General features: G+C 69.7%; 19 protein-coding genes. 11 read left to right on the forward strand and 8 right to left on the reverse strand.

Annotated elements, in window-relative coordinates; genetic code table 11:
* Positions 1-57 precede the first annotated feature (57 nt).
* Positions 58-945: a TIGR01548 family HAD-type hydrolase gene (locus LCF40_RS04955; protein ID WP_224827613.1), complete on the forward strand. Its 888-nt coding sequence runs from the start codon at positions 58-60 to the stop codon at positions 943-945.
* On the opposite strand, the gene LCF40_RS04960 is transcribed toward LCF40_RS04955, so the two are convergent.
* Together LCF40_RS04960 and LCF40_RS04965 are read right to left on the reverse strand one after the other, a co-directional pair.
* Entirely contained in the window at positions 939-2,240 is a 1,302-nt protein-coding gene (locus LCF40_RS04960) for a carboxylate--amine ligase (RefSeq protein WP_224827614.1), read from the reverse strand. The two genes, LCF40_RS04955 and LCF40_RS04960, sit on opposite strands and share 7 nt — an antisense overlap.
* A 29-nt stretch (positions 2,241-2,269) precedes the next feature.
* Complete coding sequence (locus LCF40_RS04965) at positions 2,270-2,500, reverse strand: hypothetical protein (RefSeq protein WP_224827615.1); 231 nt, start codon at positions 2,498-2,500, stop codon at positions 2,270-2,272.
* Between the two features lie 29 nt (positions 2,501-2,529).
* On the opposite strand from LCF40_RS04965, the gene LCF40_RS23115 reads away from it, so the two are divergent.
* The gene (locus tag LCF40_RS23115) at positions 2,530-2,661 is read left to right on the forward strand and encodes a hypothetical protein (RefSeq protein ID WP_263623595.1); all 132 of its coding nucleotides are present in this window, start codon (positions 2,530-2,532) and stop codon (positions 2,659-2,661) included.
* Positions 2,662-3,237: 576 nt separating this feature from the next.
* Complete coding sequence (locus LCF40_RS04970) at positions 3,238-4,815, forward strand: FAD-dependent oxidoreductase (RefSeq protein ID WP_224827616.1); 1,578 nt, start codon at positions 3,238-3,240, stop codon at positions 4,813-4,815.
* Here LCF40_RS04970 and LCF40_RS04975 read toward each other — a convergent pair.
* Positions 4,812-5,603, reverse strand: a complete 792-nt coding sequence (locus tag LCF40_RS04975; protein WP_224827617.1) for a glycerophosphodiester phosphodiesterase — start codon at positions 5,601-5,603, stop codon at positions 4,812-4,814. The genes LCF40_RS04970 and LCF40_RS04975 overlap by 4 nt on opposite strands.
* A gap of 94 nt (positions 5,604-5,697) precedes the next feature.
* On the opposite strand from LCF40_RS04975, the gene LCF40_RS04980 reads away from it, so the two are divergent.
* Positions 5,698-5,988, forward strand: a complete 291-nt coding sequence (locus LCF40_RS04980; RefSeq protein WP_224827618.1) for a hypothetical protein — start codon at positions 5,698-5,700, stop codon at positions 5,986-5,988.
* A 41-nt stretch (positions 5,989-6,029) separates the two neighbouring features.
* On the opposite strand, the gene LCF40_RS04985 is transcribed toward LCF40_RS04980, so the two are convergent.
* The gene (locus LCF40_RS04985; protein ID WP_232833827.1) at positions 6,030-6,299 is read right to left on the reverse strand and encodes a thioredoxin family protein; all 270 of its coding nucleotides are present in this window, start codon (positions 6,297-6,299) and stop codon (positions 6,030-6,032) included.
* A gap of 98 nt (positions 6,300-6,397) precedes the next feature.
* On the opposite strand from LCF40_RS04985, the gene LCF40_RS04990 reads away from it, so the two are divergent.
* The 5 genes from LCF40_RS04990 (at position 6,398) to hisE (ending at position 8,975) form a co-directional block, all read left to right on the forward strand.
* Positions 6,398-6,559: a preprotein translocase subunit Sec61beta gene (locus LCF40_RS04990; protein WP_114578891.1), complete on the forward strand. Its 162-nt coding sequence runs from the start codon at positions 6,398-6,400 to the stop codon at positions 6,557-6,559.
* A 91-nt stretch (positions 6,560-6,650) separates the two neighbouring features.
* Positions 6,651-7,520 (forward strand): VOC family protein, encoded by an 870-nt coding sequence (locus LCF40_RS04995; protein WP_224827619.1) that lies wholly within the window; start codon positions 6,651-6,653, stop codon positions 7,518-7,520.
* A gap of 36 nt (positions 7,521-7,556) precedes the next feature.
* On the forward strand, positions 7,557-8,168 hold the full coding sequence (gene pdxT / locus LCF40_RS05000) for a pyridoxal 5'-phosphate synthase glutaminase subunit PdxT (RefSeq protein WP_224827620.1): 612 nt from the start codon (positions 7,557-7,559) through the stop codon (positions 8,166-8,168).
* A 36-nt stretch (positions 8,169-8,204) separates the two neighbouring features.
* Positions 8,205-8,690, forward strand: coding sequence for a bifunctional nuclease family protein (locus LCF40_RS05005; protein WP_224827621.1), 486 nt, complete (start codon positions 8,205-8,207; stop codon positions 8,688-8,690).
* Positions 8,691-8,975: a phosphoribosyl-ATP diphosphatase gene (gene hisE, locus LCF40_RS05010; RefSeq protein WP_224827622.1), complete on the forward strand. Its 285-nt coding sequence runs from the start codon at positions 8,691-8,693 to the stop codon at positions 8,973-8,975. It abuts the gene before it with no gap.
* 2 nt (positions 8,976-8,977) lie between these two features.
* On the opposite strand, the gene LCF40_RS05015 is transcribed toward hisE, so the two are convergent.
* Positions 8,978-9,559 carry a molybdopterin-dependent oxidoreductase gene (locus LCF40_RS05015; protein WP_224827623.1) on the reverse strand — a complete coding sequence of 194 codons (582 nt, stop codon included), beginning with the start codon at positions 9,557-9,559 and terminating at the stop codon, positions 8,978-8,980.
* Between the two features lie 611 nt (positions 9,560-10,170).
* Complete coding sequence (locus LCF40_RS05020) at positions 10,171-10,542, reverse strand: DUF5518 domain-containing protein (protein ID WP_114578898.1); 372 nt, start codon at positions 10,540-10,542, stop codon at positions 10,171-10,173.
* 80 nt (positions 10,543-10,622) lie between these two features.
* Between LCF40_RS05020 and LCF40_RS05025 the strand changes: the two genes are divergently transcribed.
* On the forward strand, positions 10,623-11,618 hold the full coding sequence (locus tag LCF40_RS05025) for an NOG1 family protein (RefSeq protein ID WP_224827624.1): 996 nt from the start codon (positions 10,623-10,625) through the stop codon (positions 11,616-11,618).
* Here the strand turns inward: LCF40_RS05025 and LCF40_RS05030 are convergent.
* Positions 11,615-12,904 carry a TIGR00341 family protein gene (locus tag LCF40_RS05030; protein WP_224827625.1) on the reverse strand — a complete coding sequence of 430 codons (1,290 nt, stop codon included), beginning with the start codon at positions 12,902-12,904 and terminating at the stop codon, positions 11,615-11,617. The two genes, LCF40_RS05025 and LCF40_RS05030, sit on opposite strands and share 4 nt — an antisense overlap.
* A gap of 93 nt (positions 12,905-12,997) precedes the next feature.
* Here LCF40_RS05030 and LCF40_RS05035 point away from each other — a divergent pair, with 93 nt between their 5' ends.
* On the forward strand, positions 12,998-13,261 hold the full coding sequence (locus LCF40_RS05035) for a hypothetical protein (RefSeq protein WP_224827626.1): 264 nt from the start codon (positions 12,998-13,000) through the stop codon (positions 13,259-13,261).
* Here the strand turns inward: LCF40_RS05035 and LCF40_RS05040 are convergent, their stop codons facing one another.
* Positions 13,262-14,242, reverse strand: coding sequence for a C-terminal binding protein (locus tag LCF40_RS05040; protein ID WP_114578902.1), 981 nt, complete (start codon positions 14,240-14,242; stop codon positions 13,262-13,264).
* Positions 14,243-14,390 lie beyond the last annotated feature (148 nt).

Below are 14,390 nucleotides of genomic sequence, written 5' to 3' on the forward strand. Positions count from 1 at the left end.
GGGAGCCGGCGAACGAGAGTCGATACCCCCTTGGTGGTCGCCCCCGACGATCCCGGCATGACCACGGACGCAGCCGTCGATGCGGTCGTCCTCGACGTCGACGGCGTCGTCGTCGACGTCGCCGACTCCTACCGGCGGGCGATCGTCGAGAGCGTCGAGGCCCGCCACGGGCGAACGATCCGGAAAGGCGATATACAGGAATTCAAGGACGCGGGCGGGTTCAACAACGACTGGGACCTCGCGAGCGCCGCCGCCCTCTACGTGCTCGCGACCGAGGAAGGCTATCGCGACTCGATCGACGACTATACGGACCGGATTTCCGGGGCGGGCGGCGGACTCGAGGCCGCCGAATCGGTCGTCCGGGAGTCACTCGGCGCGCGGGCGTTCCGGCGGATCGAAGGCCGGTGGGACCGGGCCGCGCTGCGTGACGTCTTCCAGCAACTGTATCTCGGCCAGGAGCTCTACCGGGGCCTCGAGGGCGGCGAGCCCGATCCCGACCTCGCGGGTCGGGGGTTCATTCACGACGAGCCGGTGATCCTCGAACCCGAAACCCTGGAGGCCCTCGCGTCCTACGATGTCGGGGTCCTCACGGGCCGACCGGCCGCCGAGGCCGAGATCGCGCTCGATCGGGCGGGACTCTCCGTCCCCGAGGATCGACGGTTCACGATGGATGACTGGGAGGAGGGGAAACCACACCCCCGGGCGCTACTCGCTCTCGCCGAACGGTTCGGCGCCGACCGGACGGTGTTCGTCGGCGACACCTTAGACGACGTCCGGACCGCGGTCAACGCGACCGAGGCCGACTCCGGGAGGACCTACGAGGGGATCGGCGTCCTCACCGGCGGGCTGGCCGGCGAGGCGGGCCGAGAGGCCTTCGAGAGCGCGGGCGCGGCGGCCGTCCTCGCGTCGGTCAACGACCTCCCCGAGTTCCTCGAGGGCTACTGACGCGCGGAGGGGGGCTCGGTGGCCGCCGGCGGCTCCGACGACCGGGAGAGGTCGTAGGCGTTCCACAGGTCCCGGAAGAAGGGGCGGGGGTCGTCGGCGACGAGGTAGTCGAAGCGGGGGGCGGCGAGGATCGAGCCCGCGACCTCCCGGAGGGCGGCCGGGAACGACGGCCTCTCGACGAGTTCGAACTCGTCTCTGAGCACCGACCGGAGGTAGAGCAGTTCCCCCCGGAGCAGGTGGCCGCCGATCCCGACCTCGTAGTCGGGTTGGGAGACGGCCTCGCCGCGGGCGAGGCGCCAGTAGTCGGCGGGGAAGTCCGCACCCGCCCGGACGGTAAACGGCAGCGACGACCAGAAGCGGGGGTTGACCTCCATCAACCTGAACCCGCCGTCCTCGTCCCGGAGGAACTCGACCATCGCGAGCCCGTGCCACTCGAGGGCGTCGAGCAGCGTCCGGCCCGCCTCCTCTAAAGCGGGGATCCGGACGGACTCGCGGTAGGCGCTTGGGCCGCCGGCGTAGGTCCAGCCCCGGCGCTGGCGGTGCTGGAAGGTCGCGACCGCCTCCCCCTCGTCGTACAGTGCGAAGAAGCCGTACTCGTCGCCGGGGACGTACTCCTGGAGCAGGGGGACGTGGTGCATCTCCGCCGTGATCGCCGCGGCGTCGGGCGGGCGCCCCGAGGAGAGATACGACGTCGAACACGAGGAGAGACAGCGCGCGGGGTCGAGCCCGTCGATGTAGGCGCCGGTAAGGATCGAATACCGGGGTTTGACGATCCACTCGCGGTCCCAGTCGATTCCCTGTTGGACGCCCGCCACGGCGGCCCCGCCGTCGGGTCGCCCGCCGCCGTCGGTCGCGGCTCCCTCCTCGAGGAGTCGGGTCTCGGGGAAGGCGACGCCGTTCTCGGCCGCGACCTCGAACAGTCGCCGGCGATCCTGAACGCGCGAAAGCGTCTCGAGGTCGGGCCAGGGGGTGGCGACGTGGGGGGCGAACTCCTCACGGTGGGCCGCGAGGACGTAGACATCCTCCTCGCGGACGGGGACGATCGTGGCGACGTCGGGGCGGGTCGAAAGCTCCAGCAGAGCGTCCTTGTAGGCGAGCAGGTCCTCGTGGGGCGAGGGGACCACGACGGTCTCGTCGCAGTACGCAGAGTAAAACGACGGCGTCCCCTCGTCTTCGGAGACGGCGATCGTGTGGACGCCGCGGCCCCCCAGCGAGCGCAGACAGGCGACCGAGCTCGGCGCGGAGATCGCGGGAACGACGACGGCTCGGCGCTCGGTCCGGACGGTCGAACTCATCGCCGAACGTGCGCCGCCCTCCGGTAATGTTAAGCCGTGTCTAACGCGAGCCGGGCCAGCGACCAGCCGGCGATCGGCCTCCCTTCGACCGCCCCGGCCCCGAGATCCCTGGCGTAGAGGGTTCGGGTCGTCGACCGGATCAGCGCGGACAGCGGCGGTCGCGTGTCGGGGAGAAACCAGTAGCGCAGCGGCTCGTCGAGAACGTCCCCGAAGGCGGTGACGTACGGACGGTCGGCGTACTCCCGAGGGATCGCGGCCACAGCTCCCGGCGGGCGTCGAGGGCCCGCTCGTGGGGAACCGCATCGACGGTCCGGACGTGATCGGGCGCCGGCGAGACGACCGTCGCGGCGACCGCCTCGCCCCCGCGGGCGGCGACGTCGGCGTGGGACCGCCGCTCGGGTTCGCGAGGCACCACCGGTAGAACATCGCTCGTAAACTACCCCGCCCTACTCGCTCCCTCCCGCCTTGCGGCGGTCGGTCACTCCTTGAGGGCGGGGCTTTACCGCAACGACATTGTACCCCGCGACCCCATGCAAGGGCGCGGCCCGGCTTCCTCTTACCGTCCACGGGCGGACGGCGGGTCGGAGTTGTTGCTGCGACCCGCCTACCGGATCCGTTCCGTGGATTGTCCCGCCGATTTAATTCCCGGTGTTCTCTCACTCTACCCCAACACTGGGGACGGGGATCGAACCCGTTCGCGGTCGTCGTTCCCGAGTATAGGGTGCGACGGCCACGCCGTCACACCACGGGAGCCAGTTTACTCGTGGCTCCTACCGACCCCGGCTTGTGCGAGGACGGCAGTATCTCACATAACGGGCGGAGACGGCCTAAGCCTTGCGGTTTCGTCCAGCTTCGCAACGCGATTCCTCTCCACCCTACTCGCTCCCGTCGATCGCTCGTTGAGGAAGGAGGCTCCTCGCTACCGTTTGCTGAAGACGCAACCGCCCGGCGCTGGCGCCCCGGCTACTTTTGGCCGTCCCGGGCGTACGCGTGGGTCATGGCCAGAGACCCGCCGGCCCGCGCCGACCTCTCCGGCGAACCGACCTCGCCGTGGCTCGCGACGACGAGATCGCCGGGCTACGATCCCCTCGAGAGCGACGTCCGGGTCGAGGTCGCCGTTGTCGGCGGCGGCATCGCCGGGCTCTCGACGGCCCACGAACTCCGCGACCGGGGCCACGCGGTCGCCGTCATCGAACGCGACGAGCTCGCGGCCGGAATCACCGGGAAGACGACCGCGAAGCTGACGAGCCACCACGGCCTGAAGTACGACCGCCTGCGCCGCGAGTTCGGCCCGGACACTGCCCGGACGTACGCCGCGGTCAACGAGCGCGCGATCGACACGGTCGAGGAGCGCGTCACCGACTGGGACGGCGACTTCGGCTTCCGGCGGCTCCCGAACTACGTCTACGGCGACGGCCGGGACGCGATCGAACGCGAGGTCGCGGCCGCGAGCGAGGCCGGCCTCGACGCGTCGTTCGTCACCAGCGTTCCCCCGTTCGACCGGGCGGCGTGTGGCGTCCGGGTCGACGACCAGGCCTGTTTCCACCCCCGGCGATACCTGCTCGAACTCGCCGACCGCCTCGCCGGACGAAGCGGCACGGAGCTGTTCGAACACACTCGAGTCACGGGGATCGAGCCGGGATCGCCGTGTCGGATCGAGACGACCGTCTCGCCGGAATCGCGGGCCGACGGCGACGGGCCGGGGGAGCCCCACACGGTCCTCGCCGACCGGGTCGTCGTCGCGACCGGCGCGCCGATCCTCGATCGGGCGGGCTACTTCGCGCGGCTCCACCCGAAGCGCTCCTACGTCCTGGGGATCCGCCTCGACGGCAGGTACCCGGAGGGGATGTACTACGACGCGGGCGAGCCCTACCGGTCGGTCCGGCCCCACCGCGACGGCGAGGGCGACCTCCTGTTGGTCGGCGGCGAGAACCACAAGACCGGTCAGGGCGGCTCGACGGCGGAGCGCTATCGCCGGCTCGCGGCATGGGCCCGCGAGCACTTCCCCGTCGAATCGATCGACTACCGGTGGTCGACCCAGGATTACGTCCCCGCCGACGGCCTCCCGTTTATCGGTCGGCTTGGCGTCGGCGCGAGCGAGATCTCGGTGATCACCGGCTTCGGCGGCTGGGGGATGACGACCGGCGTCGCCGCCGGGGAGTTACTCGCCCGCGAGATCGACGGCGAGGAGGTTCGAGAGCTCAAGCCCTTCGACCCGCTCCGGGCGACACCGAAGGCGTCGCTCCCCACGGTTCTCACCGAGGGCGCCGACAGCGCGGGTCAGTTCGCGACCGACTGGGCGCGGGCGCTGCTCGCGGACGACGGCGAGCCGATCGAGCCCGGTGAGGGCCGGGTCGTCCGCCGGGGCTCGAAACCGATCGCCGTCTCCCGGAGCGAGGACGGCGATCTCAGGGCGGTGTCGGCGGTCTGTACCCACATGGACTGTCTCGTCGACTGGAACGATGGTGAGAACAGCTGGGACTGTCCCTGTCACGGTTCGCGATTTTCCCCCGACGGGCGGGTACTCGAGGGGCCGGCGAGCGATGACCTCCCCCCGCGGAAGCCCGACGGCTAACTCCAGCCGCCGAGCCCCGGATACTCCGCGATGACGCCGTCGACGCCCGCCCGCTCGAGGTCGTCGAACTGGAGCCAGCTCGTCGCGGCCCAGGCGTTTACCGCCCGCCCCTCCTCGCGGGCGACGGCGACGAGATCGACCCCGGGATCGGCCGCCGAGGGCGTTCCGACGACCGCGGCGATCGGCGGATGGATCGCCTCGCAGTCGTAGCGGCGAGCGATCTCCAGTCCCGCCTCGAGATCGGGACCGGGGAGGACGGCCGCCTCTCCGCCGCCGGCCGCCCGCAGCGCCGCGAGCGCGCCCTCACAGAACGACGAAAACAGGAGGTCGCCCTCGAACCCACGGCAGTCGGCGAGGACGCGCTCGACGAACGGCGCCCACAGCCGGCGGCGCTCGCCGCGGTCGCCCGCCGACAGGGCCTCGCCCGGTCGCCGATCGGGGGTTCCGGGACTTTTCAGTTCGACGTTGACCCCCGCAGTCGAGGGGAGCGCCTCGAGGACCTCCACGAGCGTGGGGACGGTCCGGCCGCTCTCCAGAACCTCCGCGCCCCGGATCCTCTCAAGGGGCTGGTCGCAAACGAGCCCCTCGCGATCTGTCAGCGGACGGCCGTCGCGGGGCTCGTCGCCCTCGAGGCGGTCGTCGTGGAAGACGACTGGCGTCCCGCAGGCGGCGGGCCGGACGTCGAGTTCGACCGCATCGGCGCCGGCCTCGATCGCGCCCGCGAGGGCGGCGACGGTGTTCTCGGGCGCGCTCCCGGCGAACCCGCGGTGAGCGATGACGGCAGCCATGAGAGGGGGAACGCGTCCGGAGGGTTTGTGGTCACCGTTCGGGACCGGATCTTCGGGGCCGAGGGTTGATGGCGGTGGCCGCGGTAGCCTCCGTATGGACGACTCCGTCAGCGACGAGGGCGACGGCGCCGAGGACGTCGACCTCGACTCGATCGAGGCGGACCTGGATCGGGCCACTGACCTCGAGGCGGCGGAGGCGATCGAGGTGCTCCGGGAGGCGAAGGGCGACCTCGAGGCGGTCCGCGGGGATCCCGCGGTCGACACGGGGCGCCGCGAGGAACTCGAGAACCGCCTCGACCAGCGCATCCGTGAGATCGACGAACGCGACGCCTACGACGGCGGTCTGGGTGCCTCGATGAACCCCGAGGACGACGAAGCGCCGTAGCTCCTCGAAATGAGGCGAACGGAGGAACCGGCCGCGAGGAGTTAGGCGCCGGCCGACTCGAGGGCGTCCTCGATGTTCTCTCGCTGGGTGACGCCGACGAAGCGCTCGACGACGCCGTCGTCGTTCTCGATGATCAGCGTCGGCAGCGACCGGACCTGGTACTCGTTCGCGACGTCCTGTTTCTCGTCGACGTTTACCTTCTCGACTTCGAACCGGCCGTCCCAGTCTTCCTCTAGCTCCTCGAGGATCGGGTCCTGGGTCTTGCAGGGGCCACACCAGTCCGCGTAGAAGTCCTTGAGCGTAACGGTCATGCAGTGCATCGCTACTTCCCACGCGTCGCGCATAAGGGTTTCCCACCGGCGTGAGACCGTTGCGAAAGGTTTAGTGGAGCACGGCCGGTAGGGACGGTATGGACAGAGGACAGAACAGCGGCGGACTGATGTCCAGTGCCGGACTCGTCCGCTACTTCGACAGCGAGGACTCGAACGCGATCCGGATCGACCCCAAATCGGTGATCGCCTTCGGCGTCCTGATCGGTCTGCTCGTCCAGCTTCTGACGTTCGTCTCCTGATCCGGCCGGCTTCCGCGCCGGTTTCGTCCCGTCGGAGCACCGGACCTACTGCGGCCGTCGCCCATATGTCGTTCCCCGACGTACCCTCCGTATGACCGACGCCGACGGACGGCTTCCGGAATCGACCCGTCCGGGCCGGAGCGTCCTGACCGTCGCCGACGAGGCGTCGACGATAGCGTTCTACCGCGACGTGATCGGCTTCGACGTTCTCGCCCGCGAGCCCACAGTACTCGGCGCCGGCGGGACGCCGCTGCTGGAGGTGCGCCACGACGCGGACGCTCGACCGCGCCCGCGGGCGGCCGCCGGCCTCTTTCACAACGCGTTCGTGCTCCCCGATCGGGCGGCACTCGGCGACGCGCTCGCCCGGATCCGCGACCGGGGCGCGCTCTCCGGGGCGTCCGACCACGGCGTCAGCGAGGCGCTGTACTGCCGGGATCCCGAGGGAAACGGCGTCGAACTCTACCGGGACCGTCCCCGCGAGGAGTGGCCCCGCGACGACGACGGGATCCGGATCGGCTCCTGGCCCCTCGACGTCGAGGCGCTCGCCGCCGACGCCGACGGAGAGGCGTCCGACCGGGTTCCGGCCAGAACCCGGCTGGGCCACGTCCACCTCGAGGTGACCGCGATCGACCGAGCCCGGGAGTTCTACGCGGAGACGCTGGGGTTTTCGGTCGTGGACTCCTCCCCGTCGGCGGTGTTTCTCGCCGCCGGCGACTACCACCACCATCTGGGGCTGAACGCCTGGAACGGCCGGTCGGGGCCGGCCGAAAGCGGTGCCCGCGGCCTCGCGTGGTTCGAACTGGTCGTCCCGGACGGCGCCGTCGAGGGGGTTCGACGCCGTCTCGACGCCGCCGGCGCCGCGACCTCGACCCGCGGGGACGGGTTCGAGGTCGTCGATCCCGACGGCATCCGGCTCCGAATCGTCGCCGAGTCGGAGGCGGGCGACCCCGGGAAGCCGTGACGCGACGCTTTTGACGTCCCGATCCGTACCCGGACCATGACCCCGACCGCCGGCGTCGTCGCCGTCCAGGGCAACGTCGCGGAGCACGTCCGCGCGATCGAGCGCGCGGGAGCGGCAAACGGGGTCGACGTGACGGTCCACGAGATCCGCGGGTCGGGGACCGTCCCCGACTGCGATCTCCTCGCCCTTCCCGGCGGGGAGTCGACGACCATCTCGCGGCTGATCCACGAGGCGGGCATCGCCCCCGAGATCCGGGCCCACGTCGAGGCCGGGAAACCGTTGCTCGCGACCTGTGCCGGCCTGATCGTCGCCTCGCGGGACGCCGCCGACCCGCGCGTCGAGACCCTCGACCTCCTCGACGTCCGCGTCGAACGCAACGCCTTCGGCCGCCAGCGCGACAGCTTCGAGGCCGATCTCGACGTTGCCGGGCTCGACGAGTCGTTCCCCGCGGTGTTCATCCGTGCGCCCGCGATCGGCGAGGGTGAAACGGATGGCGAGGGCGACGGAGACGCCGGCGGGCCCGAGACCCTGGCGCGGTGGGACGGCCGGCCCGTCGCCGTCCGCCAGGGGCCGATCGTCGCCACCGCCTTCCACCCCGAACTCACGGGCGATCCACGGCTCCACGCGCTCGCCTTCTTCGAGTCGTAGGGAGGGTTTTTCCCCCTCGCCCCCGTCGGTCGCCGTATGAACGCATCAATCGACGCCGTCCGGGTCGCCGGGACCCCCCAGGGGCCGGTTCCGGTGCTCGTCCTCGCGGTCGACGGCGAGGAGGACGTGGTCCCCATCTTCATCGGTCCCGAGGAGGCGACGAGCATCGCCCGGGGGTTGGAGGCCGAGGACATCGGCCGGCCGCTGACCCACGACCTCCTTCTGGACGTAATGGAGGAGATGGGCGGCCGGATCGACCGGATCGTCGTCAGCGAGATCAAGGAGGGCGAGGAGGGCGGGACCTACATCGCCGACCTCCACGTCGACACGCCGCGGGACTCGGTGGTGATCGACGCCCGCCCCAGCGACTCGATGGCGCTTGCCGCCCGGACGAACGCGCCGATCGAGGTCGCCGAGCCGGTCTTCGAGAGCGGCCGGGAGGACAGAGAGAAGTTCGACGAACTCGACGACATCCGGGACGTTCAGGGCGGACCCGCGGGAGCAGGAGCGGGTGAGCCGTAGATGGACCGGACGATCGAGGAGCTGTTCGCGGTCATCGAGGACCGACGAGAGACCCTTCCCGATGACTCCTACACCGCCTCGCTGCTGACCCACGAGAAAGGCGAGAACGCCGTCCTCGAGAAGCTCGGCGAGGAGACCACCGAACTCGTCCTCGCGGCCAAAGACGACGACGAGGGCGAGATCGCCGCCGAGTCCGCCGACATCGTCTACCACCTGCTCGTCCTGCTGGCGATGAAGGGGATGGATCTCGAGGCGCTGGAGGCCGAACTCGAGGCTCGGCGTTAGGGTCAGGAATCGAAGCCGCTGATCAGCGTGACGAGCCACTGGGCCGGGTCCTCGCGGTCGCGGACCTCGACGCGGACGACCCACTTGACCCACTGGAACCCCCGTCGGCCGGGTGCGACGAGCCGGACGGGCGCGCCGTGGCCGTGGCTCAGGGCCTCGCCGCCGACGCGGGTCGCGAGCAGGGCGTCGCGGGCCTCCCCGATCGGGAGCGTCCAGCGATAGCCGGTGACCGAGACGAACCGGACGTGGGAGGCCCCCTCGAGCGCCCCCGCGTCATCGAGCAGGTCGCCGACGCGGACCCCCTGCCACTCCTGGACGGTGTACCAGCCGCTCGTACAGTCGAGGAGCGCGTGCCGGGTCGCGTCGGGCTCGACCGACTCGAGCTCGAGAGGGTCGGCGACGAGACCGGACACGGCGAGGCTCCAGGCCTCGGGATCGATCGGATCGGGGTCGTCGGCGACCCACGAGGTGACCGGAAAACTCCCGTTGCCCTCGCCGTCGGCGGGTCGAGAGCCCGTAAAGCGGCGCTCGTCGCCGCCAGTTCCGAGAACGGCGTTTGCCGTCTCCTGGAGCCGGTAGACCACCGCGCCGCCGACGAACAGGCCGGCGAACTCGAGTGCGATCCGGCGTTCGCGGAAGTCCTTCGCCGGGGAAGTCGAAACCGCGTTGCGAGGTGGGCGACCACGAGCGGAACCAGGGCAAGGCCGAAGCCGACGTGGACCGACAGCAGGGTCCAATGACATCCTCCCCGGCGTTCACGCCGGGGTTTCCTCGCGCTGGGAGTCTCGGCTATGCCGAGTCCACGGAGGCAACTTGCGGGTTCGTGTGCTCCTCGTTGGGACGGGGAGAGCGTGGTGACTCCAGCCAGTCGTGGCTGTCCCACTTGAGGCACACGGGCCGTGCCATCGGACGTACCAGCGGTCGGGCGTGCCGACGGTAAACGAGAGCAGTCCCGTCCCCGCTTCGAATGAGACGCAGACGAGAAGCGACCAGTCGACGAGCCGGGGCGGGGGCTGGACGCTCGCGAACGCGCGCTCGAGACGCCCTCGAACCATCGTCACGTCTTGGCACGACGGCGGGAAGTAGTCGTCGCCGTTAGGGTGTCATAATCGATCTCTCATTCTCCTCTACTGCGCGATACTGAGTAGTGGCGGACGGAGTGTGTGAACCGTTGTACGACACTCTCGTCACCGCGTCAGGTCGAGAGGGCCGCGCCCACCGCACCGGCGATCGCACTCTCGAGGGCCATGACGAGGGCAACGACGACCGCGACGACGAATATTCCGGCGCCGGCGGCGGTGCCGACCGCGCCGCCGACGGGCCCGAGCGCGAGCCCGAGCAGGCTCACGGCGACCCAGATCAGCAGGCCGCCGATCAGCCCGCCGAGGGCGCCCGCGAGCAGGCCGTGCCAGAAACCGCTTGCGAGCCCGCCGCGGGCCATATAGCCCGCGACGAACCCGCCGACCAGACCCGCGGTGAGCTGTCCGAGTCCGGGGATGGCGAGCCCGACGATCCCGATCACTGTCGTGACGACGAAGCCGACGACGACCGCACGCCAGTTTGTCATACTCCATCGAGGCGCCCGACGGGCAAAAGAAGTCGGCACGTAACGGACGCCCTTTTATGACCCGCTCGCGTACTCGGGGTATGATTTTCGAGAACCTTCCGACGACGCCCACGTCGGAGGAGCTGATCGACAAGGCCTTCTCCCGGGCCGCACGCGCGGGACGGGCCAAGGGGGGCGTGGAGGCCCAGCAGTCGATGCTCCAGACGGCAGCGAACATCACGTCGGACAACCTCGCGAACGTCGTCACCGCCTGGCCCGACTTCGAGTACGAGGGCGAGGTCCACCCCTTCTACTACGAGCTCGCCGACGCGATCCTCGCCGGAGAGGGCGAAGCGAACGCCGACGGCGTCGACGACCTCCGCCAGAGCCTCTCAGAGGTGATGTGGGCGAGCCGAAAGGCCCGCGAGATCCACGGGGAGTACCAGTCGAAACTGCGGAAGACCGACGTCGACACCGCCCGGAAACACCGCAAACAGGCATTCGCCCGGCTGGCCGACATCGTCGAGCAGGTCGAGGAGGACCTCCTGGCGATCAACGAGGCCAGAAACGCCCTCCGGGACCTCCCCGAGATCGACCCCGAGGAGCCGACCATCGTCGTCGCGGGCTACCCCAACGTCGGCAAGTCCTCGTTCGTCAACGGCGTCACGAACGCCAGAGGCGAGACCGCGAGCTATCCCTTCACGACGACCGGGATCGGTGTCGGCCACTTAGAGCGTGACCACGTCCGCTACCAGCTCGTCGACACGCCGGGACTCCTGGATCGCCCGGCCGAGGAACGAAACGAGATCGAATCCCAGGCCGCAAGCGCCGTCGAACACGTCGCCGACTGCGTGCTCGTCCTCGTCGATCCCAGCGAGGCGTGTGGCTATCCCCTCGCCGACCAGCTCGAGCTCCGGGACGCGATCGAGGCCCGGTTCGAGGACGCGCCGGTGCTCACGATTTGTAACAAGGCCGACCGCTCGCGGGCGGTCGAGGCCGACCGCTACATGAGCGTCGAGACCGGCGAGGGCGTCGAGGAGGTCCTCGAGGCGGCGGTCGCGGCGATCGACTACGAGCCCGAACTCCCCTCTCGTTAGTTCTCGACGACCTCGACGTAGCGCACCTCGACCGCGACCGAGCCGTCGGCGTGGCTGTTGATCCGCTCGTGGAGCAGGTCGGCGAGTTCCGGATAGCTCTCTCCGGGGGGGCCGCCGACGGTCACGACCACCCGCTGGGGGTCCCGGAACGGGTAGTCGTCGCCGAGGGAGACCTCGAGCTCGATCAACTGGAGTTCCTCGTACTCCTCGTCTAAGGCGAGTTCGACCTCGTCGCGGGCGTCCTGTTCGAAGCTACCGGTCTGGAAGGAGCTGTAGGTGATCCCGCCCAGAAACGCGGAGAAGACGAGGACGATCAGCGCGAGGCCGGCGATCTCCCGGCGGACCCGCTTTTGGGTCGGCTCGACGGCAAAGAGGCTTTCGGGGCGGTAGCCGGTGTACCAGAGGGTGACCAGCCCGGCCAGGTTCACCGAGAGCACGTTGACGAAGACGAGGACGGTCGAGCCCAGAGCTGCGCCGGGATGGCCGAACGCCAGCGAGATACCCGCGGCCGCCGCCGGCGGGATGAGGGCGGCGGCGATCATGACGCCGACGAGGGCGACGGAGACCCCCGTCGAGACGCTCAACACGCCCGCGACGCCGGCACCCAGCGCGATCACCAGCGAGAGCAGGTCCGGCGCGAGCCGTTCGGAGATCTCGCCGACCTCGGCGATGTCCATCCCGGGCGGGACGACGTGTGTGACCCGGACGAACCACGCCATCGCCGCCGCGGACCCGATCGCGAGGACGACACCGAGGGCCTGGTACTTCGCCCCGTCGATCAGCAGTTCGGGTTCGTCGATGACGGTCCCGATGCTGGCGCCCAGGGCGGGACCGATCAGGGGCGCGATCACCATCGAGCCGACGACGACCGCCGGCGAGTCCAGAAGCAAGCCGGCCGTCGCCACGAGCGCGCTGATCACCGTCATCACCACGTAGACCGGGAACGACGGCGTCAGCTCCTCGGCTTCGGTCCGGAGCTCCTGGCGGGAGATCCGGTCGTCCTCGACGTCGCCGTTCTCGTAGCGGTCCTGGAGGGCGTCGAACTTCCGTGCGATGACGGTCTCGGCGTCGACGACGACCGTGTAGGCGTCGTCCTCGATCCCCGCTTCCTGGAGCGAGTCGAGGACGGGCTCGACGGCCTGGGAGGGCAGCGGGAAGTAGACGACCGCCGTGTACTCCCGACCGCTGGTCTCGTCAGTCACGGCGTAGTCGACCTCCTCGTCGTCGAGCACTCCGAGGATCGTCTCGCGGGCCCCGGTCGGAACCATCAGCTGTACGAGCCGCACTGTCGCCGACGAGGGGGGCGGGGGTCATAATTCCAGGGATCCCGTCCGGTCTCCGGAACGTATTTAGCACGGTGAACTGTACGATGCGGTGTCATGTCCGTACTGTCGACGGAGGACGAGGGGAAGTTCCTGATGGACGTCCGGGGCGAACAGATCGGGATCGTCACCGAGGTCGATCCCGTAGAGCAGGTCGCCTACGTCGATCCCGACCCCGGCCTGGCCAACGCCTGGATCCAGAGTCTGGGCATGGGCGACGCCGGCGAGGACGACATCGCGGTCCCCGCCGACAACGTCGTCACCGTCACCGACTCCGAGCTCCGGGTCGACGCCGACCTGAGCAGCGACACGGCGGCGTAATCAGACCCACGGCGAGTCGGCGTCGACCTCGTGTTCGGGCTCCTCGCCCGCGAGCACGCGGCCGACGTCGGCGGCGATCTCGCGGCTGAGCTGTGCCCGGGAGTCCTCGGAGTACCAGCCGACGTGGGGCGTGACGACGGCGTTCTCGAGGTCGTACAGCGCGTGGTCGTCAGGGAGGGGCTCGGGCTCGGTGACGTCGAGGCCGGCGAAACCGATCTCGTCGGTCTCGAGTGCGGCCACGAGCGCGTCGGTATCGATCACGGGTCCGCGGGCGGTGTTGACGACGACTGCCTCGTCCGACAGCCTCTCGAACTCGTCTTCGCCGAGCATGCCCTCGGTTTCCTCGGTCAGCGGCGTGTGGATCGAGAGGAGGTCGGCCCGAGAGAGGAGGTCGTCGAACTCGACGGGTTCGACGTTGTGGAGCTTTATTTCGTCGTCCGCGAGGTGGGGGTCCGCAGCGAGCACCTCACAGCCGAATCCCCCGATCATCGTCGCCAGCCGCTTGGGGATCTTTCCGAAGCCGAGCAGGCCGATCGTCGAGCCCTGGAGGCGGGGGATCGGCGCGCCCGCGGACCACTCCCACTCCCCCGACCGGGTCGAGCGGTCGTAGACGGGAAGCCGACGCAGCGAGGCGAGCAGCAGGGACAGCGCGTGAGTCGCGACCTCATCCAGAGAGTAGGTGGGGTGGTTGACGACGGTGATCCCTTCCTCTCGAGCGGCCTCCAGATCGACGTTGTCGACGCCGATCCCCGCGCGGCCGACGACCTCGAGGGCCTCGGCGCGTTCGAGAACCTCGCGGGTCACCGGGACGCCGGCGTCGACGATCAGCCCCTCGGCGCCGTCGAGTTCGGCAAGCAGTTCGTCCTCGGTCTCGGTGATCGTCGACCGGACGGTCGCGTCGTAGTCGGCGAGGACCTCCCCCTGGAGCTCGTCGTCGACGACCGCGGACTTGGTGTCGCTGATCAGGACGTCATGTGGCATGAGAGAAGGCTGTCGGGCCCGAACTAAATCGTTGCCCGTTTCTGTTCCGTTCTTCACATTTTTACACGCCATATCGGGTGGACGTATCGTCAGACATATATGGTATGATAATATTGTTGCTTGCAACCCGTTCTGCGGGCGCGGAAAC

Source organism: Saliphagus infecundisoli (assembly GCF_020177375.1).
GTDB classification, from domain to species: domain Archaea; phylum Halobacteriota; class Halobacteria; order Halobacteriales; family Natrialbaceae; genus Saliphagus; species Saliphagus infecundisoli.

Coding starts and splice junctions, on each gene's coding strand:
- LCF40_RS05025 (WP_224827624.1), top strand. CDS start 10,623: ATGATTTTCGAGAACCTTCCGACGACGCCCACGTCGGAGGAGCTGATC.
- LCF40_RS04970 (WP_224827616.1), top strand. CDS start 3,238: ATGGCCAGAGACCCGCCGGCCCGCGCCGACCTCTCCGGCGAACCGACC.
- LCF40_RS04990 (WP_114578891.1), top strand. CDS start 6,398: ATGGACAGAGGACAGAACAGCGGCGGACTGATGTCCAGTGCCGGACTC.
- hisE (WP_224827622.1), top strand. CDS start 8,691: ATGGACCGGACGATCGAGGAGCTGTTCGCGGTCATCGAGGACCGACGA.
- LCF40_RS05005 (WP_224827621.1), top strand. CDS start 8,205: ATGAACGCATCAATCGACGCCGTCCGGGTCGCCGGGACCCCCCAGGGG.
- LCF40_RS04985 (WP_232833827.1), bottom strand. CDS start 6,299: ATGACCGTTACGCTCAAGGACTTCTACGCGGACTGGTGTGGCCCCTGC.
- LCF40_RS04995 (WP_224827619.1), top strand. CDS start 6,651: ATGACCGACGCCGACGGACGGCTTCCGGAATCGACCCGTCCGGGCCGG.
- LCF40_RS04980 (WP_224827618.1), top strand. CDS start 5,698: ATGGACGACTCCGTCAGCGACGAGGGCGACGGCGCCGAGGACGTCGAC.
- LCF40_RS05040 (WP_114578902.1), bottom strand. CDS start 14,242: ATGCCACATGACGTCCTGATCAGCGACACCAAGTCCGCGGTCGTCGAC.
- LCF40_RS05035 (WP_224827626.1), top strand. CDS start 12,998: ATGTCCGTACTGTCGACGGAGGACGAGGGGAAGTTCCTGATGGACGTC.
- pdxT (WP_224827620.1), top strand. CDS start 7,557: ATGACCCCGACCGCCGGCGTCGTCGCCGTCCAGGGCAACGTCGCGGAG.
- LCF40_RS05020 (WP_114578898.1), bottom strand. CDS start 10,542: ATGACAAACTGGCGTGCGGTCGTCGTCGGCTTCGTCGTCACGACAGTG.
- LCF40_RS04955 (WP_224827613.1), top strand. CDS start 58: ATGACCACGGACGCAGCCGTCGATGCGGTCGTCCTCGACGTCGACGGC.
- LCF40_RS04960 (WP_224827614.1), bottom strand. CDS start 2,240: ATGAGTTCGACCGTCCGGACCGAGCGCCGAGCCGTCGTCGTTCCCGCG.
- LCF40_RS04975 (WP_224827617.1), bottom strand. CDS start 5,603: ATGGCTGCCGTCATCGCTCACCGCGGGTTCGCCGGGAGCGCGCCCGAG.